Source organism: Roseateles depolymerans (assembly GCF_003387155.1).
GTDB lineage: Bacteria > Pseudomonadota > Gammaproteobacteria > Burkholderiales > Burkholderiaceae_C > Roseateles > Roseateles depolymerans.
On sequence record NZ_QUMT01000007.1, the window covers coordinates 63,652 to 84,832 of the forward strand.

Consider the following 21,181-nt stretch of genomic DNA (forward strand, 5'->3'; position numbering starts at 1 on the left):
ACATGGCAACCATTCTTGTTGTTGACGACGAACTGGGCATTCGTGCCCTGCTCTCAGAAATCCTCTCGGACGAGGGGCACACCATCGAACTGGCTGAGAACGCACAACAGGCTCGGGCGGCGCGTGAGCGCTCGCGTCCGGACCTGGTGCTGCTGGACATCTGGATGCCGGACGTCGATGGCGTGACGCTGCTGAAGGAATGGGGCAGCACCGGGCAGTTGACGATGCCCGTCATCATGATGAGCGGCCACGGCACGATCGACACGGCGGTGGAAGCCACCAAGTTCGGCGCCATGGCGTTCCTGGAAAAGCCGATCACGCTGCAGAAGCTGCTGCGGGCGGTGGAGCAGGCGCTGGTCAAGACGGCCCCGCGCCCGGCGCCGCCGGCTCCGGTGGTGGGCCTGCCGTCCTATGCGCGGCCGGAGACGCTGCCGGTGATGCCGTCCAGCGTGACGCTGCCAGGCAGCGTGCCCAGCCTGGTGTCTCCGCCGCCGGTCCAGCATCAGGGGCTGGCCTCGGAGCAAATGTTCGAGCTGGACCGTCCGCTGCGCGAGGCGCGGGACGCGTTTGAGAAGAGCTATTTCGAGTTCCATCTGGCCAAGGAGAATGGCTCGATGACCCGCGTGGCGGAGAAGACGGGGCTGGAACGCACCCATCTGTACCGCAAGCTGAAACAACTCGGTGTCGATCTTTCGCGAAACAAGCGCGGGGGCGGAATTTAGTGTTATAGTCATGGTCTTCGGTGCTCAGCGCAGCTGTCACTGAAGACAAATGAAGCGGATGAAGTCGAAGACAACATCCAGCAAGCTTCAAAGGCCAAGTAGCTCAGTTGGTAGAGCAGCGGATTGAAAATCCGCGTGTCGGTGGTTCGATTCCGCCCTTGGCCACCAGAATTCGAGGATGCGTCTGTTGGCATCCATCAAGAACCCCGCACAGCTCAGCTGTCCGGGGTTTTTCTTTTGGGATCGCGGCTGAACCCGGCCCCGGGCGTACGCACTGAATCGGCATGCTGGCACGATGCCAGCGAGGAGTTCCCCGATGTATGTGCAATCCCCAACCGCGGCCCCTTTCATGCCGCCCACCGTGGACACGCCGGCCCCCACCGATGCAGCCTCCAGCGCAGCCTCAGCCCATTCGGCTCCCCCGATCACGCAAGGCGCGTTGACTCGCGCAGAAGGCATGCTGGGCACACTGCTGCAAGTCAAAGTCGATGTCCTCGATGCCTACACGATTCTCTTCGACTTCCTGAATACCGGCTCTGAGGACAGCTTCGCCAACGCGATCCGCCACGCCACCAAGAACTTTCCTCCACCGGAGACGGCGATCAAGCTGCCGGTGAGCGCCCAACTGAAGCAGCCATCCCCTCCCTTCTCTCCTTCGCTGAATCATTCATGGCCGCAGAAGGTGTTGATGTGCAAAGACGGCGGTGCACACGCCAAGCTCACCTTGAGCATGTACAAGGAGTCGCTCACTGCGGAGAGCGGCATCAATCGGGATTCGAAGAAGCTCCCCCCTGGCAGCCTTCAGGAAGTCCCTCTACCGGAACCCACACCGCCCAAAAGGCGTCTTACGCTCACCGAGTTCAATCATTGGTACGTGAAGAACCATATGAATCCGGCCATCGAAGCGCTCAAGCCGAACCAGGTCATGTTGATGGCGCCGCCGAGGAAGGAGGCATTCCTGATTGGACGCGACGATGCGGGCCGCGAGTTCGGACTCGCCGCCAGGCCCCACTTCATCGGGGGAAAGCCGAGTCCTCGAGTGTTCAAGGAAGAACAATTGGAATTCATGCTGCGCCTCATCCGCGACTCGCATGAAGGCCCTGGAAGCTGGGTCCACTTGCAGCCACGCTGAGAAGATGAACTCGGTCAGCGCGTGACCACATCCCTATACATCGGCGCCAACAGAGCCAGCAACCGGTTCTGCGTCGCGAAGGGCACCCCCTGCGCATCCATCGCGAGCTGAAGGTCTTCCACCAGCGCATTGAAGTGGGCCTTGTTGATGCCCAAGGCAGCGTGGGACTTCTTCATCGTCTCACCGTCGTACTTGCAGGGGCCGCCGCTCAGTTCGCAGAACTGCTTGCGCAGTTGCTCCGTCAGAAAGCGGGGATTGGTTTCCTGGAACAGGTGCTTGATGCGTTCATCCGCATACACCCGCTCCACCAGCCCTGCACTGATCGCCGCCACGCCGGCTTCACCGCCCAACGCGCGGAACAGCGAGTCGTCGGCAGCGCGAGCGGGCGTGGCCAGGACCATCAGCAAGGCCAGCAGGACGGCCAAGCAGCGCCCCACATATCCGTGGACATGATCGCGGCTACGGCCGTCGCCGTGCCCTAGCGCATGAACGCCCCTATTCGGGTGTCCCACCCACGGAGTCATGCGGACGCTCGATCGAGCGAGGGACTGGAGGTACATGCGCGGAGTCATTGGAAAGTCCTTTTGATCAAGCAGCTTGCAGCACCGGTCGGCAGCTCTCGCCATTCGAGCCGAGCCAGCGAAAGCAGCCAAGCGCTCAATACGCCAACTGGATCGACCCATACACGCCTCGCTGCCGGCGCGGCTGCACCCCTGGCACCACCTTGCCCAGGTCCACATATGCGGCCGTCAGCGAGAAGTTCTTGGTCGGCGCCCACGCCACGAACACGTCCTTCCAGTCCTGCTCCTTCAGCGCGTCACCCAGCACAGAGGGATTGAGCTTGTCCGGCTTCATCCGGTATTCGGCACCAACGGCCCAATTCTTGTTGATCAGGTAAGCGACCGACACTTCCGGCAGCAGGGAATATCGATGGCTTGCGGTACCACCGAACCCCAGCAGCCCGTTCTGATTCGCGCGGCTGGCGCGCAGCGTCAGATTGACCAGGGTGCTTTGCGCCAGCAGCAGCTTGGTAGCGCTCAGATAGACATCCACGCCATGGCGTTTGGCGCCCAGCGCCGACAGCGTGGGATTGAGGCCCGCGGCATCCACCGATTTGTATTCGACCCCGAGCGCCAGTTGCGGCATCCAGGTGTCTGCATCTAGGATGGCATCGCCGCCCAGCCGCAGCTTCGCGCCCAGAATGGTCTGCTTCAGATGAAGACCCGGCAGGTTGAGCGCGGCGCCAGTGCCTCCGGCCGAGAAATCCTGGCGGGCGATGGAGAGTTCTGCCCGCTCGCCAAAGGCCACCAGGGCGCCGTACCCGGTCAGGCCATAGTCCTGGGTGGGAAGCCGGGTGTAGTAGGCCGTGGTGCCGATCTGCCCTTCGGTGGCGTAGCTGCCGGTCAGCGCCCAGGGCGTGAGCCCTCCCCCAGCCGCGCCATCGATGCTGCTGACGCCGCCGGTGAGCAGCAGCTTGCCTTTGGGAGACCAGAAGGGACTGGGGGCGGGTGCGGATGACGACGCAGGCGGTGGTGACGCAAGTGCTGAAGACGAGGCTGAGGAAGCGGGTGCGCCACCCGTTGCGGTCTGCGCCATCGCAGCGCCACCAAAACCGAGTCCCAAGCCGAGCCCCAAGCCAAGGCCCATCCAGACCACCGCCAGCCGCACCCCGGCCTTGATGGGAGCACCCTCCGCCGCCTCGGCCGCAGTGCGTTTCCGCCCGATGAGCGCCACAGTCGCATGAGAGCCTGAATTCAAAGCCGTGGGTGTCATCACGTCATCTTCCCTGAATCAACACCGGACTGCATCGCAGCCCGGTCCACGCCCTTCCACAAGGTGTGCGAGACGGACTTACCAGGCGCCGGTGTTGGGCATGGAGATCCACGGCTCCGCGGGCGGGAGCGCCGGTCCGTCCTGCAGCAGTTCCACCGAGATGTTGTCGGGGGAGCGCACGAACGCCATGCGGCCGTCGCGCGGGGGACGGCTGATCAGCACGCCATGGTCCATCAGTCGCTGGCAGGCAGCATAGATGTCGGGCACCGCATAGGCCACATGACCGAAGTTGCGCCCACCGGTGTAGGTCTCCGGGTCCCAGTTGAAGGTCAGCTCGATCTGTGCGTCTTCGTCACCAGGCGCTGCCAGGTAGACCAGGGTGAAGCGGCCCGCCTCATGTTCCGAGCGGCGGACTTCCTGCAGGCCCAGGGCATCGCGGTAGAACTTGAGGGAGGCTTCGAGGTCGGTCACGCGGACCATGGTGTGGAGGTATTTCATGAGTCTTCTCAAAAAAGGGCGCAGAGAGGGAAGAGACAGTGGGTCGTGCGGACCCCGACTGCTCGTCCACGAAGGGCGATGGGAATATTGTGGCGTTGAGCGGTGCCGGCTGCACGTGTCAGGGCTTGCAGGCTCGACGACAAGCGGGCGCAGGTCGCCAACTGAGGCTGCCCACGCGCACACCTGGACCGAACCGCTCGCATGACCGACAGGCCGCCGAGGCCGCACGACCTCACGCACGACCTCAGTGAGCGGGCGACGCGATCGCGCAGGCCCACACGGCTCACCACGGCCCACAAAAAAGCCCGCTCGAAGCGGGCTGTTGTCAGGGGCGGCAGCCGGGCTCGGCTCAGGCGCCCTGCGGGGCCAGGTCGCCACCGCCTTGCTGCTGAGCGGCCTGGGCCACCCGCTGCGAGATTTCCTTGCGATAGCGATTGAGCTCCTGGACGCTTGCAAAGCTGCGCTCCATGAGCAGGCTCATGTTGTGCAGGATGCGGTCCACCACCTTGTTTTCCCAGACGCTGTCGAACTGGATCTGCTTGTCCAGCCAGCGCTCCAGCCATTCCGGGTCCGGCAGGCGGCTCTGGATGGTGTCACGCGGGAACAGCTTGGCATTCACATGCAAGTTGGTGGGATGCAGGGCCTGGGCCGTGCGACGGGCGCTGGCCATCAGCACGCCCACCTTGGCAAAGGCGGCCTTGGCCTCGTCGCCGAACTTGACCATGGCACGCTTCATGTAGCGCAGGTAGGCGCCGCCATGACGGGCTTCGTCCCGGGACAGCGTTTCGTAGATGGCCTTGATGACCGGCTCGGTGTGCCACTCGGCGGCACGGCGATACCAGTGGTTCAGCCGGATTTCGCCGCAGAAGTGCAGCATCAGCGTCTCCAGCGCCGGAGCCGGGTCGAATTCGAAACGCACCTCGTGCAGTTCGGCTTCGGTGGGGACCATGTCCGGGCGGAAGCGACGCAGGTATTCCATCAGCACCAGCGAATGCTTCTGTTCCTCGAAGAACCACACGCTCATGAAGGCCGAGAAGTCGCTGTCATCCTTGTTGTCACGCAGGAACATCTCCGTGGCCGGCAGGGCGGACCATTCGGTGATGGCGTTCATCTTGATGGTGCGCGCCTGATCGTCGGTCAACAGGGAGGCATCGAACGTGTCCCAGGGGATGTCGGTGTCCATGTTCCAGCGGACGGCTTCGAGTTGCTTGAAGAGTTCGGGGTAAAGCATGGTCAGTCCTTGGGAAGAGCAATTCGCATTTTATCGGGCGGAAGATGACAAACCTGACAAGCCCTTGAGGAAGCCAGGATCTGGCCTAATCCGGCGCTGTCACATGTCACGGCACCACTGATGCCGACGAGGAGCACTGTCATGAATCTGTCTTGCGTCTCTATCTTGTTCCAGCCGTTCTTTCGACAACTGGCGCTGGTGTTGATGGTGGCCAGCGCGCCGCTGGCAGCCCATGCCGCCGGCACCACCACCGCCGCGCCGGCCACGACCGCCGCCGGCAGCGCCGCATGTCCCGACCTGCTTCAACGGCAGTTCCCGCGCCTGCAAGACGAAAAACCCCAGCCGCTGTGCCAGTGGGCAGGCAAGGTAGTGCTGGTGGTCAACACCGCCAGCTTCTGCGGCTTCACCCCGCAGTACAAGGCATTGGAAGCTCTTTCGGCCAAATACAAGGACTTGGCGGTGCTGGGATTCCCATCGGGCGACTTCGGAAATCAGGAATACGGCAGCAACAAGGAGATTGCCGAGTTCTGCGAGAACACCTTCAATGTGAAGTTCCCGATGTTCAGCAAGTCCAGTGTTGCCGCCGGCAAGACCGATCTGAACCCGCTGTTTGCAGATCTTGCCAAGCGCACCGGACAGTCGCCGAAGTGGAACTTCCACAAGTACCTGATCTCGAAGGACGGTCAGCAGGTGCTGAGCTTTGGCTCCAAGGTGGATCCTGAAGGGCGGGAGTTCACCCAGGCGCTGGAAAAGATGCTCCAGCAGAACTGAGCCGGCACGAGTCACTGAGGAAACGCCTGACGTCGCACTGCGATAGCCAAGTGTTTTTTGAGGCCGTCCAGCGTCAGGCCAACCCCTCTTCCGGCAATCGGCAGACCCGATTTTGGAAATGAAAAATCTGTCCCGGCTAGTCGGTACAACCGTGACAGTTGCTCACTTTTTCCCACGGAATCGGGATGACAAGCGCCGGCTTGCGCTGCACTATAGGCATCAGTGCAGTGCGCAACGGCCACTCTTTCAGCGCCTTGAGCTTCTGTTTCGAGCGTCTGTTTTGAGCTTCTGAATCACCCGAACGCATCACGACGGCGGGCACCCATAGCGGGTACGCAGCTTGCCGTAGTGATGGTTCGAACCAGGCTCAAGGACGCAAGCGGCCGAGCCTCTGCAAAAACCGAGATCTACCGAGGGCTTTCAGGGTTTCTACCAATCCCGAAAGCTGATGGGAGTACAGTCCAGTTTCATCCTCTTTCAGCCGCAAGACCTGCTTGTTCGCAAGCTGCAATCCCGAGGCCTTTCTCCTCCTCCTCCCTCCCTCCCTCGTTGGCCACGGGGCGTCTTGAGGCTTCTTTTATTCCCCCAAGGGCTTCCGCATCGGCGGAAGCCCTTTTTGTTTGGCGCGGGCGTCCTGGCCTGGCCAGCGCCGCACGTCTTCGCTGGCGCTGAGCCCAGAAAAAAGGGCCGCATGAAGCGACCCTGTGTCGGACGATGGAGATGCAGGCGGAAATGTCGGGGGGATGCCCTGATCAGGCCAACCACCCCTTGCGCCGGAAGTACACAAACGGCGCCACCACCGACGCCAGCATCAGCACCAGCGCAAACGGATAGCCGTATTCCCAGCGCAGTTCGGGCATGGCCTGGAAATTCATGCCGTAGATACTGGCAATCAAGGTCGGCGGCAGCAGCGCCACGCTGGCCACCGAGAAGATTTTGATGATCTTGTTCTGGTTGATGTTGATGAAGCCGACGGTGGCGTCCATCAGGAAGTTGATCTTGTCGAAGAGGAAGGCGGTGTGGCTGTCCAGGGAGTCGATGTCCCGCAGGATCTGCCGCGATTCCTCGAACTGCTCCGCATTGAGCATGCGGCTGCGCATCATGAAGCTCAGCGCTCGACGGGTGTCCATCACATTGCGCCGGATGCGCCCGTTCAAGTCTTCCTCACGGGCGATGGCCGCCAGCACCTCACCGGCTTCGGTGTCGTTCACATCCTTCTTCAGCACCCGCGCACTGACCTTTTCCAGGTTGTCGTAGATGCCCTCCAGCACGTCGGCGGAATATTCAGCGTCGGCGTCGTAGAGCTTGAGCAGGACGTCCTTGGCATCTTCGATCAGCGCGGGGATGCGGCGCGCCCGCAGCCGCAGCAGCCGGAACACCGGCAGGTCCTCGTTATGCACCGAGAACAGCACGTTGTTGAAGAGGATGAAGGCCACCCGCACGTTGCGCGGGGCTTCCATGTCGTCGATGAGGAAGTCGGAGCGGATGTGCAGCTCGCCGTTGTCTTCCTCGTAGAACCGGGCCGATTCCTCCAGGTCCTCGTCCACGATGTCCTCGGGAATGACCAGGCCAAATCGTTCACGGATCCAGTCTTTTTCTTCGGCGCTCGGGGATTCCAGGTCCACCCAGATCGGCTGTCGCTGGTGGCTGGTGACCGCGCTGAGTTCAGCCGCGGTGGAAATCTCTTCCTGAACCATGCCGCCCTTGAGGCGGCCATTGTCCAGCGTGAACACATTCAGCATGCAGGTCCTTCGTCTGCGTCGGCGCGCGTCTGGGCGAACGCTCGAGCAGGGTGGCGCGTTGACGAGGAAGGAGAGTCAGGCGCGCGGGGTCTCTGGGAGGAGGGGCAAAGGGGCCCGTCTCACTCCGGACAAGCGGCACAGCGGCAACGAGCGACCTGTCACGGGTGGACACTGGCGGCTGTTGACCTTCAGCTGCGGCGGTTTGACGCTGGAGTGGACGGCCACCGAGGGTGGTCGCTGTCCAAGAGGGACTCCAGTGATGGGGACGCGCAATTATCACACTGCGGGATTGGCGCCAGCAAGGCTCCCGCCTCCCCGACAACATCCAGCATTCCAGCACGGACCGGGGTGATAGGCAAGGCGGAAAGATTCACCCCCAAACCTTGCTTTTCATCACTTGTGTTCGCCATCGAACGGGCGCAGACTGAGCTCGTCCAGGCCACCCGAAGAGTCTTACCGCAGACATATTCAAAAGCCCTCCAAGACCTCTGCCTCCCGCATTCAGCCCAGTGTCCGCACGTGCTTTCGCGGCTTGTTCGGCGGCTTGTTCCGCAGCTTGTTTAGCGAGTGCGTCCGCAACTGTCGGCACCTTGGTTTCGACCCCTCTACGTCCGATTCATCCACGTCAGATTCAACCGGCACACCGAGCCCTCCCGGCCTCGGCAACGCCCCCGCATCACCGCAAATTTTTTCCAGAAGACCCAGGCCCCACCGGGCCCGACGATTCCTCCACCCTGACCTCAGCATCAAGACCCAGCGATTCCATCCAACTTCAGCGTTCCCACACTCTCACGGCGCCCGAAGGCGCAGTAGTTTTCCGACCAGCCCTGTGAAAGGAGGCTCTATGAACCTGACCATCAGCGGCCACCATCTCGAAGTGACCCCGGCCCTGCGTGAATACGTTCTCACGAAGCTCAGCCGGGTGTTGCGACACTTTGACCAGGTCGTGGACGTCAACGTCCTGCTCACCGTGGAAAAGCAAAAGGAGAAGGCCCGCCGGCAGCGCGCAGAAGTGACGCTGCACGTGAAGGGTCGCGAGATCTTTGTGGAAAACTCCCACGAGGACCTCTACGCGGCCATTGACGAATTGATGGACAAGCTGGATCGGCAGGTGTGCCGCCACAAGGACCGGGTGCAGGATCATCACCATGCCTCCGCCAAGCGCATGGACCTGCCCGCGGTCTAGGGTTTTTACTTAGCGTAGATCCGGGAGGCGGCCGCAAGGCCGCCTTTGCTTTTACTCGATCGCCGCATAATGTTGCGATGCAACACCAATCCCGTTGTTTTCAACGGGGCGTCGCAAAGCACCCGCCCCCTGATTGCAGCGGGGTTCCTATAATCCTCGCTGTCTCTGACCTACTGGCGCCATTGCCCGATGAACCGTCTCGCCGCCATCCTTCCCGCCAGCAACGTGCTGGTCGATGTGGACGCATCCAGCAAGAAGCGCGTGTTCGAACAGGCCGGACTGCTGTTCGAGAATAACCACGCCATCGCCAGGGCCGCGGTCACGGACAATCTCTTCGCCCGTGAACGGCTGGGCTCCACTGGCCTGGGTCATGGCGTGGCCATTCCGCATGGCCGCATCAAGGGCCTGAAGAATCCGCTGGCCGCCGTGCTTCGCGTGCAGCAGCCCATCGGCTTTGACGCCCCGGACGACGAGCCGGTCAACCTGCTCATCTTCCTGCTGGTCCCCGAGGCCGCCACCCAGCGCCATCTGGAAATCCTCTCCGAAATTGCGGAGATGCTGTCCGATCGCGAACTGCGTGAACGCCTCAAGACCGAGACGGAAGCCAGCGTGGTCCATCGGCTGATTGCCGACTGGGAACCGCTGAAGTCGGTCGCCTGAGGCACCCGGCTTCGTGAAACCCACCTCCATCAGCGCGGACCGGCTCTTCGAAGAGCACCGCGAAGCCCTGCGCTGGGAATGGATCGCCGGCCATGCGCATCCGGAGCGCCGCTTCGACGAAGCCGCCCTGCTGGACGCCCAGTCCGCCGCCGACCTGGTGGGCTACCTCAACTACATCCATCCCTACCGCGTGCAGATCGTTGGCACGCGCGAAGTGGCGTACTTAAGCCAGGCCTCCGGCGACGTGCTGGACCGGCGCATTTCCCGCATCGTCACGCTGGAACCTCCGGTCATCATCGTGGCGGACGGACAGACGCCGCCCGACCGGCTGATCGCCATGTGCGACCGCGCCGAGATTCCGCTGTTCACCACCACCGAATCCGCCGGCCATGTCATCGACGTGGTGCGTGCCTACCTGGCCCATGTCTGCGCCAACCGCACCACCCGCCATGGCGTCTTCATGGACATCCTGGGCCTGGGTGTGCTGCTGACCGGGGAATCGGGCCTGGGCAAGAGTGAACTTGGCCTGGAGCTGATCTCCCGCGGCCATGGCCTGGTGGCCGACGATGCGGTGGACTTCTTCCGCATCGCGCAGACGGCCATCGAAGGTCGCTGTCCCGATCTGCTGATGAACCTGCTGGAAGTTCGAGGCATTGGCTTGCTGGACATCAAGGCCATCTTTGGCGAGACGGCCGTGCGCCGCAAGATGCGACTCAAGCTGATCGTCCATCTGGTCCGCAAGGAAACGATGGAGCGCGACTTCGAGCGCCTGCCTTACGAGCCCCTGTACGAGGACGTGCTGGGCATGCCGGTGCGCAAGGTGGTGATCGCGGTGGACGCCGGTCGCAACCTGGCGGTGCTGGTGGAGGCGGCGGTGCGCAACACCATCTTGCAGCTGCGCGGCATCGACACCTATCGCGAATTCGTGGAACGCCACCAGCGGGCGATCGAAGAAGGTCTGAACGATTCGGCGGCCGGCTAGGCGCGCTGGCCGTTGAAGGCCCGTTCAGCGGCCGCGGCGCGAGCCCACCACCCGCTGTATCGCCTGCCGTATCAGCGACTGTTCTTGTGCGGGCAATCCGTCTTCACGCACGACGCATACAGCGCCAGCGAATGCTCCTGCAGCGCATAGCCGCGCTCTTCCGCAATGGCGCGCTGGCGCTCCTCGATCTGCGGGTCGTAGAACTCTTCCACCCGGCCGCAGGTCAGGCACACCAGATGGTCGTGGTGATGCCCCTCGTTCAGTTCGAAGACCGACTTGCCGGATTCGAAATGATTGCGCGAGAGCAGCCCCGCCTGCTCAAACTGCGTGAGCACGCGATACACAGTGGCCAGGCCGATGTCCGCCCGCTCATCGAGCAAAGCTTTGTAAACATCCTCCGCCGTCATGTGGCGCTGCTGCGCCTTCTGGAAGATTTCCAGGATCTTGATGCGGGGGAGCGTGGCCTTCAGCCCGCTGTTCTTGATTTCTTCAGAACGGTTCATGGGGTTTGCGCATGCGGCAGGACGAAAGCCTCCCGCTAGAATTCCCTGCATCATAGCCCTAGCACTTCCGCGAAGCCCCGCCATGTCATTGAATTCCCAAATCGCCTCGATCGCGCGATGCACGGCCGTTGTGGCCGGTGTCGCCGCGCTGGGCGCGTGCTCGCAGATGCCCAAGATGGACGTGTTTTCCGTCAGTGGCGACAAGGTGCTGGGCCTGGTCCAGCCCTACCGGGTGGAGATCGTCCAGGGCAACGTCGTCACCAAGGAGCAGATGCAGCAGGTCAAGACCGGCATGACCCGCCTGCAGGTCCGAGACGCCATCGGCTCGCCGCTGCTGACCGACCTGTTCCATGAAAACCGCTGGGACTACGTCTTCACCATCCGCCGCCAGGGGGCAGCCCCGCAAAACCGCCGCATCCAGCTGACCTTCGAAGGCGACCAGCTCGCCAAGATCGACGCGCCGGAAGACCTGCCCTCGGAGAAGGAATTCATCGCCGCCATCGACACCACCAAGATCAAGGGCGCCCCGCCCAAGCTGGAGATGACGGAAGAAGAACGCAAGGCGCTGCCGCCGCCGGTGCGACAGGCCGCCGCGACACCCGAGCCCATCGGCCCGGTGCGCGACTATCCGCCGCTGGAGCAGCGTCGATGAGCAGCGTGCCCCGTCCGCTGGACACTGCGCCCCTGCGCATCGCCATCACCGGCGCCTCCGGCCGCATGGGTCGCATGCTGATCGAGACGGTGCTCAATGCGCCCGACTGCCAGCTCAGCGCGGCCCTGGACCGTGACGGCAGCCCGTCGCTGGGCCAGGACGCCGGCGCTTTCCTGGGCCGCCACACCGGCGTGGCCATCACCAGCGACGTGCGCGCCGGCCTGTCGCAGTCGGACGTGCTGATCGACTTCACCCGCCCGGAAGGCACGCTGGCCCATCTGGCCCTGTGCGCCGAGCTGGGGGTGCGCACCGTCATCGGCACCACCGGCTTCACCGACGAAGAAAAGGCCCACATCGCCCGCTTCGCGGAACAGGCCGCCGTGGTCATGGCCCCCAACATGAGCGTGGGGGTGAACCTGGTGCTCAAGCTGCTGGAAAGCGCTGCCAAGGCACTGGCCGAAGGCTATGACATCGAGATCGTCGAGGCCCATCACCGGCACAAGGTGGACGCGCCCAGCGGCACCGCGCTGAAGATGGGCGAGGTGATCGCGGACGCCCTGGGCCGGGACCTCAAAGCCTGCGCCGTCTACGGCCGCGAAGGCGTCACCGGCGAGCGCGATCCCTCCACCATCGGCTTTGCCACCGTCCGCGGCGGCGACATCATCGGCGACCACACCGTGCTGTTCGCCGGCATCGGCGAGCGCATCGAAATCAGCCACAAGGCCTCCAGCCGCGCCACCTTCGCCCAGGGCAGCCTGCGTGCAGCGCGCTTCCTGGCGGGCCAGCGCACCGGCCTGTTCGACATGAACGCCGTGCTCGGCCTGGCCTGACCGGACCGATGCAGTCGCTGTCGGCACTCCCGGCGCTGGGCGCCCACTGGCAGGCGGCGGACGGGGTGTCCCGTCTGGTGGCCCTCGTGCTGCTGGCCATGTCCGTCAGCAGCTGGGTGCTGATTCTATGGCGCACCTGGACCCTTACCCGCGCCCGCCGCGACCTGCAGCGCGGCCTGCCGCTCTTCTGGGCGGCCGAAGCGCTGCCGGCGGGTCGCCAGGCCGTGCTGCACATGGACCGCGAGGGCCTGATGGTCCCGCTGGTGGACGCCGCACTGGCCGACAGCCGCCCCGGCAGCCTGGCCGCCAGCGGACAGATCCAGGCCCAGCTCACGCGGCGGCTGCGCGACGCCCTGCACCAGGTGCTGGGCGGCCTCAACCGGGGGCAGGTGGTGCTGGCCACCGTCGGCAGCACGGCCCCCTTCATCGGCCTGTTCGGCACCGTCTGGGGCATCTATCACGCGCTGGTGAGCATTTCGACGGCGGGCAACTTCAGCCTGGACAAGGTCGCCGGCCCGGTCGGTGAAGCGCTGATCATGACGGCGGCTGGCCTGGCCGTGGCGATCCCGGCGGTGCTGGCCTACAACCTCTTCGGCAAGTGGGTGGGCGCCTGTGAGGCGGAGCTCGAAGGCTTCGCCCATGACCTGCGCGAGTTGCTGGCGACGCCTGCCCCATGAGCTTCGGCCGACTCGAGCGCCGTGACGCGCCCAAGCCGATGAGCGACATCAACATGACGCCGCTGATCGACGTCATGCTGGTGCTGCTGGTGATCTTCATCATTGCGGCGCCGTTGATGGCCAGCGCGCTCAAGCTGCAGTTGCCCAAGGCCGAGGCGGCCACGCCGGGCACCGGCAGCCAGCAGGTCATCGCCATCAGCATCGACGCGCAGGGGCGTTACTTCCTGGGCGACGAGGCGCTGGAGCCGGACGTGCTCAAAGCCCGGCTGCAGACGCTGGCCGCCCAGCGCCCCGACGCCGAGTTGCGACTGAGCGCCGACCGCGACGTCCCCTACGGCCGGGTGGCGGCGCTGATCGACTGGGCGCAGTCGGTGCATCTCAGCCGCATCGCCTTCGTGTCCGACCGGGACGCCCCGTCCCGCTGAAGGCCCAGCCTTCTACAATGGGCACATTCGCCCATCGAGCCCCTATGAACGAGAAATACGCCCCCAGCGAGGTCGAACAGGCCGCCCGCGATCACTGGAATGCCGCCGACGCCTACCGCGTCACCGAAGATGCGAGCAAGCCCAAGTTCTATGCCTGCTCCATGCTGCCCTACCCCAGCGGCAAGCTGCACATGGGCCATGTGCGCAACTACACCATCAACGACATGCTGACCCGTCAGCTGCGCATGAAGGGCTACAACGTCCTGATGCCGATGGGCTGGGACGCGTTTGGCCTGCCGGCCGAGAATGCGGCGATGAAGAACAAGGTCCCGCCCGCGGCCTGGACCTACGACAACATCGCCTACATGAAGAAGCAGATGCAGGCGATGGGGCTGGCCATCGACTGGTCGCGCGAGATCGCCACCTGCAAGCCGGACTACTACCGCTGGAACCAGTGGCTGTTCCTCAAGATGCTGGAAAAGGGCATTGCCGTTCGCCGCACCCAGGTGGTGAACTGGGACCCGGTCGACCAGACGGTGCTGGCCAATGAGCAGGTCATCGATGGCCGCGGCTGGCGCTCCGGCGCGGTCGTGGAAAAGCGCGAGATCCCCGGCTACTACCTGAAGATCACCGACTACGCCGAGGAACTGCTGGCCGCGGTGGCCGACCCGGCGGACAAGAACTATCTCTCCGGCTGGCCCGAACGCGTGCGCCTGATGCAGGAGAACTGGATCGGCAAGAGCGAGGGCGTGCGTTTTGCCTTCCCGCATGAGATCAAGGGCGCCGACGGCCAGCTGATCCAGGACGGACGGCTCTACGTCTTCACCACGCGCGCCGACACCATCATGGGCGTCACCTTCTGCGCCGTGGCCCCCGAGCATCCGCTGGCGGCCCATGCGGCGTCGCTCAAGCCCGAGCTGGCCGCCTTCATCGAGGAATGCAAGCAGGGCGGCAGCACCGAAGCCGAACTCGCCACGCAGGACAAGAAGGGCGTGCCCACCGGCCTGTTCGTGACGCATCCGCTGACCGGTGCGCAGGTGGAGGTCTGGATCGGCAACTACGTGCTGATGAGCTACGGCGACGGTGCCGTCATGGGCGTGCCCGCCCACGACGAGCGCGACTTCGCCTTCGCCCGCAAGTACGGCCTGCCCATCCGCCAGGTCGTGGCGGTGGACGGCGAAACCTATTCCACCGAGGCCTGGGCCGAGTGGTATGGGGACAAGCAGCGCGGCGTGACGATCCACTCCGGTGAACTCGACGGCCTGGGCTACAAGGCCGCCGTCGACAAGGTCGCTGCCCTGCTGGCCACCAAGGGCCTGGGCGAGAAGAAGACCACCTGGCGTCTGCGCGACTGGGGCGTGAGCCGCCAGCGCTATTGGGGCACGCCGATCCCCATCATCCACTGCGACAGTTGCGGCCCCGTGCCCGTCCCCGAAAAGGACCTGCCGGTGGTGCTGCCGGAAGACTGCATCCCGGACGGCAGCGGCAATCCGCTGAACAAGCGCGCCGACTTCCTCAACTGCAGCTGCCCGAGCTGCGGCAAGCCCGCCAAGCGCGAGACCGACACGATGGACACCTTCGTGGACAGCTCGTGGTATTTCATGCGCTATTGCGACGCCAGCAATGACAAGGCCATGGTGGGCGCCGGCAGCGATTACTGGATGCCGATGGACCAGTACATCGGCGGCATCGAACATGCCATCTTGCACCTGCTGTATGCGCGCTTCTGGACCAAGGTCATGCGCGACCTGGGCCTGGTGAAGTTCGACGAACCCTTCACCAACCTGCTGACGCAGGGCATGGTGCTCAAGGGCGCCTTCTTCCGCAAGCCGCCCGAGGCTGGCAAGAACTATTACTGGGAACAGGACGTCGACGTGATCCGCAACGAGCATGGCCAGCCCGTGGGCGGCACGCTCAAGGCGGATGGTCTGCCGCTCGAATACGAGATGACGACCATGTCCAAGTCGAAGAACAACGGCGTGGACCCGCAGGCCCTGATCGACCAGTACGGCGCCGACACGGCCCGCCTGTTCGTGATGTTCGCCGCCCCGCCCGAGCAGACCCTGGAGTGGAACGACGCTGCCGTGGAAGGCGCGCACCGCTTCCTCAAGCGGGTCTGGGGCTTTGGCGCCAAGCATGCGGACGCGATCAAGGCCGCCGGCAAGGACTTCTCCGCGCTGAGCGACGACGCCAAGGCGCTGCGCCGCGAAGTGCATCTGGTGCTCAAGCAGGTCAGCTACGACTACGAGCGCATGCAGTACAACACCGTCGTCTCCGGCGCGATGAAGCTGCTCAATGCGCTGGAAGGCTTCAAGGGCACCGGCGCGGGCGACCATGCAGTCCTGCGCGAAGGCTTCTCGGTGCTGCTGCGTGTCATCTACCCGGCCTGCCCGCACATCACCCACGCGCTGTGGGTGGAGCTGGGCCTGGCCGCCGAGCTGGGCGACCTGCTGGACGCGGCCTGGCCGGCGGTGGACGAAGGCGCGCTGGTGCAGGACCAGATCGAGCTGATGCTGCAGGTCAACGGCAAGCTGCGCGGCGCCATCAAGGTGGCCGCCAGTGCCGACAAGGCCGCCATCGAAGCGGTCGCGCTGGCCAGCCCGGACTTCGAGAAGTTCTCGGAGGGCAAGGCGCCGAAGAAGGTCATCATCGTGCCGGGTCGCCTGGTCAACCTGGTGGTCTGAGCCATGCAGCGCCGTCATCTGCTCAAGACCTGTGCCGTCGTCGCCGCTGGCGGCGCTGCCGCCGTGCTCTCCGGCTGCGGTTTCGAGCTCCGCAAGGAGCCCGAGTACCACTTCAAGACCCTGGCCCTGAAGGGCTTCATCCCGCATTCCCCGCTGAGCCAGGAGCTGCGCCGCCAGGTGCAGCGCAGCACACTCAAGCTGCTGGAAGATCCCAACCGCGCCGATGTGGTGCTGGAGATCGAGCGCGAGGTCCGGGACAAGACCTCGGTGGCCACCACCACCGCCGGGCAGATCACCGAATGGCAGTTGCGCCTGCAGCTGGACTATTCGCTGCGCACGGCCGGGGGTGAGGTGCTGCTGCCCCGCACCGAGCTGCGCCTGACCCGCGACATGAACTACAGCGAAAGCGCCGCCCTGGCCAAGGAGCAGGAGGAAGCCTCGCTGCAGAAGGCCATGCAGGTCGAAGCGGTGGGCCTGCTGCTGCGCCGCCTGGCGGCCGTGCGCCTGCCGGCCTGACATGCAGATCAAAGCGGAGGCCCTGGCGGGCCATCTGGCCAAGGGCCTCAAGCCGGTCTACACCGTGCACGGGGACGAGCCGCTGCTGGCGCAGGAAGCCGCCGACCTGCTGCGGGCGGAAGCGCGCCGGCAGGGGTATGGCGAGCGCCAGGTCTTCATCGTCAGCGGCGCGTATTTCGACTGGGGGCCGGTGATTGCCGCCTCGCAGGCGATGAGCCTGTTTGCCGAGCGCCAGCTGATCGAGATCCGCATCCCGGGCGGCAAGCCCGGCAAGGACGGCTCCGAAGCCCTGCAGCGTTACTGCGAAGGCCTGCCGCCGGACGTGCTGACCCTGGTGACCCTGCCGCGCCTGGACAAGACCCAGCTCTCCAGCGCCTGGTTCACCGCCCTGGACACGGCCGGCGTGACGGTGCGGGTGGACCCGGTGGAGCGGCGCGAACTGCCCGCCTGGATCGCCCGGCGCCTGCAGCAGCAGGGACAGCCGGTGGCCGCGGGTCCGGAGGGACAGCAGGCCCTGGAATTCTTCGCCGACCGGGTGGAAGGCAACCTGCTGGCGGCCCACCAGGAACTGCAGAAGCTCGCGCTGCTGCACCCGCAGGGGGAACTGAGCCTGCAGCAGATCGAGGCGGCGGTGCTGGACGTTGCACGCTTTGATGTCTTCAAGCTGAGCGAAGCCCTGCTGAGTGGCCGGGTCGCCCGGGTGCTGCGCATGCTGGACGGCCTCAAGGCAGAAGGCGAGGCCGCGGTGCTGGTGCACTGGACCATGGCCGAGGACATTCGCGCGCTCAAGCGGGTGCATGACGCGATGGCCAGCGGCAAGCCGCTGCCCATGGCGCTGCGGGAAGCGCGGGTCTGGGGCCCGAAGGAGCGCCTGTTCGAGCGCCTGGTGCCGCAGCTCGGCGGTGCCGCGCTGTCCCGCCTGCTGGTGGCGGCGCAGATCTGCGACGGCATCGTCAAGGGCCTGCGCCATCCCGAATGGCCGACCGACCCCTGGGAGGCCCTGGGCCGCCTGGCCATGATGCTGGAGCAGGCCTTGCGCCCCTCCCCCGCGCCGGGCGCCGCCGCGCACGCTGCCCCCACCGCCGTCAAAACCCGCTATGGTTGAAGCCTGTCGATCTCTCGCAGGCTGTCATCCATGGTCTTTCGCCGCACCCCGGTTGGGCTGGCCTTCCACACCGCGCTCACCGCGCTCACTGCGCTCACCGCACTCACGCTGACGCCCCAGGGCGCCCAGGCCGCCCCCTGGACCCTGCAGGTCCGTGATGCCGGCGGAAATCCCCTGGCCGGCGCGGTGGTCGCCGTGGAGCTCAAGGGGCAGCCCAGCCAGGCCGCCCCCGGCACCGTCGCCCAGATGGCCCAGCGGGACCGGCAGTTCCAGCCCGGCACCCTGGTGGTGCAGACCGGCACGGCGGTCAACTTCCCGAATTTCGACACGGTCCGGCACCATGTGTATTCGTTCTCGCCAATCAAGCGATTCGAACTGAAGCTGTACGCCGGGACACCCGCAGAGCCGGTAGTCTTCGACAAGCCGGGCGTTGCACAGCTCGGATGCAACATTCACGACAAGATGACCGCCCGCATCATCGTGGTGGACACGCCCCTTTTCGCCACCACCGACAACCAAGGACACGCCAAGCTGGAGCTGCCGCCCGGTCAGCACCAGGTGGCGCTTTGGCATGTCCGGCTGGGCAACGATGCGCCCCGCAGACAGCCCCTGACAGTGCCGGCTGGCCCTCCAGGCAGCCTGGCGCTGGAGCTGCGTGACTGATGCGCTGGCCGGACTTCCTCAACCTTCGGCGGTTGGAAGGGCGCATCGTTGCGCTGTTCCTGGCCTTGTTGCTGGCAGTCCAATGCATCAGCCTGCTGCTGCTCAACCAGGGCATTGACCGCAATGCCCGCGCCTCGGTGCGGGAAGAGCTGGCCTCGGGCGAGCGGGTCTTCGACCAGTTGCTGCGCCAGGATGCCGAACAGCGCGGCATGGTGGCCAACCTGCTGCAGGCCGACTTCGGCCTGCGCCGCGCGCTCGCCGAGGGCGTGACCGGCGACGAACTCACCAGCACCCTCGAGGACGTCTTCACCAACCTGAGCGAGCGCGGCGAGGCCAGCTTCATCGGCTATGCCGACGAGCGCTACCGCTTCATCACTGCCACCCAGGCGCTGGCTCGCCAGGTGGCCCCGCTGCTGCCCGGCATGACGCGGGAGGCGGACAGCCCCAAGCAGGGCCACCTGGTGCTGCTCCAGGGCAAGGCCTACCAGGTGGTGGTGGCCCGCATGCGCGCGGCCGGCCTGGGTGGCTGGGTGTTCATGGGCTTTGAGCTGCGGCAGGAGCAACTCCAGGAACTGCAGCGCATCGCCAACATCCAGGGCGTGCTGCTGGCCCGGGTGGAGGGGCGGTGGCAGGTGCTGTCCAGCATCATGGACCCGGCCAGCCATGCGGCCCTGCTGGCCGCCTTGCCCGGTGGCCTGGGCGACGATCCGCTCACCCTGCACCTGACGCTGGGCGACGAGCAATACCAGGCCCGCCTGCAGCGCCTGGAGCATGCCGGCGACGGCAGCCAGATCATGGCGTCGCTGCTGCTGCGCTCGGTGGACGAGGCCCGTGCGCCCTACCGGCAATTGCAGTGGTCGCTGCTGGGGCTGAGCCTGGCGGGAGTGGCCGCCTTTGCCCTCGGCGCGGTGCTGACCGCGCGGCGCATCAGCGGTCCGGTGAAGTGGCTGGCGCACGAGGCGCAGCGGCTGGGCCGGGGCGACTACGAACAACCGGTGGCCCGCCCGTCCGGCGATGAGATCGGCGACCTGGCGGAAGCCTTCGAGGCCATGCGACTGGGCATCCGCCAGCGGGAAGAACAGGTGAACCGGCTGGCCTTCTGGGATCCGCTGACCGACCTGCCCAACCGCGAGCAGTTCAGCCAGACGCTGACCCGGCGCATGGCCGACAGCGAGGTGCGCTTTGCCCTGATCATGCTCAACCTGGACCGCTTCAAGCATGTCAACGACGTGCTGGGACGGGCCTTTGGCGACCGCCTGCTGCGCGCGGTGGCCGAGCGGCTGCAGCGCTTGCTCAAGGACCAGGCACGCCTGATCGCGCGGCTGAGCGGCGATGAATTCGTGTTGCTGGTGGAAGGCGCAGGCGCCACGCGGGCCGAGGCGGTGTGTCACCGCATCCAGCGGGACTTCGAGCGGGCCCTGACGATCGATGACCAGACGGTGGACCTGTCCGCCGGCCTGGGCATTGCGCTGTATCCGCAGCATGGCCGCGACATGAGCGAGCTGATGGGCCGCGCCGAGCTGGCCATGCATGCCGCCAAGCGCAGCCAGAGCGGTTTCCAGATCTACGCGCCCAGCATGGATGCGGCGAGCCAGGAATCGCTGTCGCTGATCAGCGAACTGCGCCAGGCCATCGAGAACAACGAGCTGCGGCTGTACCTGCAGCCGAAGGTGGACCTGGCCACCCAGCGCATCGGCGGGGCCGAGGCGCTGGTGCGCTGGCAGCATCCGGTGCGCGGGCTGGTGCCCCCAATGGACTTCATCCCCTTCGCGGAACAGACCGGCTTCATCCGCCAGCTCACCAGCTGGATGCTGCGGGCGTCGGCCGAGGCCTGGCTGGATCTGCATCGCCAAGGCCTGGCGGTGCCGATCAGCGTCAACCTGTCCACCCGCGACCTGATGGACCAGGACCTGCCGATCAAGATCGCCGACCTGGCCGGCGGCGTCCCGCCTTCGGCGCTGTGCCTGGAGATCACCGAAAGCGCGATCATGGACGATCCGCAGCGGGCCTTGCAGACGCTGGAGCAGTTGCATGCGCTGGGCTTCAAGCTGTCCATCGACGACTTCGGCACCGGGTATTCGTCGCTGGCCTATCTCAAGCAGCTGTCGGTGGACGAGCTCAAGATCGACCGCAGCTTCGTGATGGGCATGGAGCGGGATCTGGACGATGCCAAGATCGTGCGCTCCACCATCGAGCTGGCCCATAACCTGGGCCTGCGGGTGGTGGCCGAGGGCCTGGAGACGGGCAAGGCCTGGACGCTGCTGGAGACGCTGGGCTGCGACCAGGCGCAGGGCTATTTCCTGGCCCGTCCGATGCCGGGCGATCAGTTCGCGCAGTGGCTGCGCGGCTGGGAGCCGCCGGACCTCGGGGACGCGGTGGCCAATACGGTGCTGGCCGGGCTTTGAAGCCGGCGGGCGGCGGGCTGAGGC

At 65.3% G+C, this 21,181-nt stretch carries 21 protein-coding genes and 1 tRNA gene; 16 read left to right on the forward strand and 6 right to left on the reverse strand.

Going from position 1 to position 21,181, the window contains the following annotated elements; all coding sequences use genetic code 11:
* Window positions 1-2: 2 nt before the first annotated feature.
* The 3 genes from DES44_RS23310 to DES44_RS23320 all read left to right on the forward strand — a co-directional run bounded on the left by DES44_RS23310 (window position 3) and on the right by DES44_RS23320 (window position 1,854).
* Window positions 3-722, forward strand: coding sequence for a response regulator (locus DES44_RS23310; RefSeq protein ID WP_058936848.1), 720 nt, complete (start codon window positions 3-5; stop codon window positions 720-722).
* 92 nt (window positions 723-814) lie between these two features.
* Window positions 815-890: transfer RNA gene (locus DES44_RS23315), tRNA-Phe, on the forward strand.
* A 148-nt stretch (window positions 891-1,038) separates the two neighbouring features.
* The gene (locus tag DES44_RS23320; RefSeq protein WP_058936849.1) at window positions 1,039-1,854 is read left to right on the forward strand and encodes a hypothetical protein; all 816 of its coding nucleotides are present in this window, start codon (window positions 1,039-1,041) and stop codon (window positions 1,852-1,854) included.
* Window positions 1,855-1,868: 14 nt separating this feature from the next.
* Here the strand turns inward: DES44_RS23320 and DES44_RS23325 are convergent, their stop codons facing one another.
* The 4 genes from DES44_RS23325 to DES44_RS23340 all read right to left on the reverse strand — a co-directional run bounded on the left by DES44_RS23325 (window position 1,869) and on the right by DES44_RS23340 (window position 5,356).
* Window positions 1,869-2,279: a group I truncated hemoglobin gene (locus tag DES44_RS23325; RefSeq protein WP_232309868.1), complete on the reverse strand. Its 411-nt coding sequence runs from the start codon at window positions 2,277-2,279 to the stop codon at window positions 1,869-1,871.
* 232 nt (window positions 2,280-2,511) lie between these two features.
* A complete protein-coding gene (locus DES44_RS23330; protein WP_233441669.1) occupies window positions 2,512-3,627 on the reverse strand; it encodes a DUF3034 family protein in 1,116 nt (371 codons plus the stop codon).
* 78 nt (window positions 3,628-3,705) lie between these two features.
* Window positions 3,706-4,125: a VOC family protein gene (locus tag DES44_RS23335; protein ID WP_058936850.1), complete on the reverse strand. Its 420-nt coding sequence runs from the start codon at window positions 4,123-4,125 to the stop codon at window positions 3,706-3,708.
* Between the two features lie 349 nt (window positions 4,126-4,474).
* Window positions 4,475-5,356, reverse strand: coding sequence for a ferritin family protein (locus DES44_RS23340; RefSeq protein ID WP_058936851.1), 882 nt, complete (start codon window positions 5,354-5,356; stop codon window positions 4,475-4,477).
* Between the two features lie 141 nt (window positions 5,357-5,497).
* Here DES44_RS23340 and DES44_RS23345 point away from each other — a divergent pair, with 141 nt between their 5' ends.
* A complete protein-coding gene (locus tag DES44_RS23345) occupies window positions 5,498-6,127 on the forward strand; it encodes a glutathione peroxidase (RefSeq protein WP_058936852.1) in 630 nt (209 codons plus the stop codon).
* Window positions 6,128-6,879: 752 nt separating this feature from the next.
* Here DES44_RS23345 and corA read toward each other — a convergent pair.
* Window positions 6,880-7,869, reverse strand: coding sequence for a magnesium/cobalt transporter CorA (gene corA / locus DES44_RS23350; protein ID WP_058936853.1), 990 nt, complete (start codon window positions 7,867-7,869; stop codon window positions 6,880-6,882).
* Window positions 7,870-8,713: 844 nt separating this feature from the next.
* Between corA and hpf the strand changes: the two genes are divergently transcribed.
* The 3 genes from hpf to hprK all read left to right on the forward strand — a co-directional run bounded on the left by hpf (window position 8,714) and on the right by hprK (window position 10,697).
* A complete protein-coding gene (gene hpf / locus DES44_RS23355; RefSeq protein WP_058936854.1) occupies window positions 8,714-9,055 on the forward strand; it encodes a ribosome hibernation-promoting factor, HPF/YfiA family in 342 nt (113 codons plus the stop codon).
* A 189-nt stretch (window positions 9,056-9,244) separates the two neighbouring features.
* On the forward strand, window positions 9,245-9,715 hold the full coding sequence (gene ptsN, locus DES44_RS23360; protein ID WP_058936855.1) for a PTS IIA-like nitrogen regulatory protein PtsN: 471 nt from the start codon (window positions 9,245-9,247) through the stop codon (window positions 9,713-9,715).
* A gap of 13 nt (window positions 9,716-9,728) precedes the next feature.
* Window positions 9,729-10,697, forward strand: a complete 969-nt coding sequence (gene hprK / locus DES44_RS23365) for an HPr(Ser) kinase/phosphatase (protein WP_058936856.1) — start codon at window positions 9,729-9,731, stop codon at window positions 10,695-10,697.
* Window positions 10,698-10,768: 71 nt separating this feature from the next.
* Here the strand turns inward: hprK and fur are convergent, their stop codons facing one another.
* Entirely contained in the window at window positions 10,769-11,200 is a 432-nt protein-coding gene (gene fur, locus DES44_RS23370) for a ferric iron uptake transcriptional regulator (RefSeq protein WP_058936857.1), read from the reverse strand.
* Window positions 11,201-11,282: 82 nt separating this feature from the next.
* Here fur and DES44_RS23375 point away from each other — a divergent pair, with 82 nt between their 5' ends.
* The 9 genes from DES44_RS23375 to DES44_RS23415 are packed head-to-tail and all read left to right on the forward strand — an operon-like array spanning window position 11,283 to window position 21,157.
* A complete protein-coding gene (locus DES44_RS23375; protein WP_170156736.1) occupies window positions 11,283-11,852 on the forward strand; it encodes an outer membrane protein assembly factor BamE in 570 nt (189 codons plus the stop codon).
* Window positions 11,849-12,682 (forward strand): 4-hydroxy-tetrahydrodipicolinate reductase, encoded by an 834-nt coding sequence (gene dapB / locus DES44_RS23380; protein WP_058936858.1) that lies wholly within the window; start codon window positions 11,849-11,851, stop codon window positions 12,680-12,682. The genes DES44_RS23375 and dapB overlap by 4 nt, the downstream gene beginning before the upstream one ends.
* 8 nt (window positions 12,683-12,690) lie before the next feature.
* Window positions 12,691-13,359: a MotA/TolQ/ExbB proton channel family protein gene (locus tag DES44_RS23385; RefSeq protein WP_058936859.1), complete on the forward strand. Its 669-nt coding sequence runs from the start codon at window positions 12,691-12,693 to the stop codon at window positions 13,357-13,359.
* Complete coding sequence (locus tag DES44_RS23390) at window positions 13,356-13,784, forward strand: ExbD/TolR family protein (RefSeq protein ID WP_058936860.1); 429 nt, start codon at window positions 13,356-13,358, stop codon at window positions 13,782-13,784. Before DES44_RS23385 ends, DES44_RS23390 begins: the two co-directional genes overlap by 4 nt.
* A gap of 44 nt (window positions 13,785-13,828) precedes the next feature.
* A complete protein-coding gene (gene leuS, locus DES44_RS23395; RefSeq protein WP_058936861.1) occupies window positions 13,829-16,468 on the forward strand; it encodes a leucine--tRNA ligase in 2,640 nt (879 codons plus the stop codon).
* Window positions 16,469-16,471: 3 nt separating this feature from the next.
* A complete protein-coding gene (locus DES44_RS23400; RefSeq protein WP_058936862.1) occupies window positions 16,472-16,984 on the forward strand; it encodes an LPS-assembly lipoprotein LptE in 513 nt (170 codons plus the stop codon).
* 1 nt (window position 16,985) lies between these two features.
* Complete coding sequence (gene holA / locus DES44_RS23405; RefSeq protein ID WP_058936863.1) at window positions 16,986-18,089, forward strand: DNA polymerase III subunit delta; 1,104 nt, start codon at window positions 16,986-16,988, stop codon at window positions 18,087-18,089.
* 30 nt (window positions 18,090-18,119) lie between these two features.
* The gene (locus DES44_RS23410) at window positions 18,120-18,752 is read left to right on the forward strand and encodes a methylamine utilization protein (protein ID WP_058936864.1); all 633 of its coding nucleotides are present in this window, start codon (window positions 18,120-18,122) and stop codon (window positions 18,750-18,752) included.
* Window positions 18,752-21,157: a putative bifunctional diguanylate cyclase/phosphodiesterase gene (locus DES44_RS23415; protein ID WP_058936865.1), complete on the forward strand. Its 2,406-nt coding sequence runs from the start codon at window positions 18,752-18,754 to the stop codon at window positions 21,155-21,157. The genes DES44_RS23410 and DES44_RS23415 overlap by 1 nt, the downstream gene beginning before the upstream one ends.
* Window positions 21,158-21,181 lie beyond the last annotated feature (24 nt).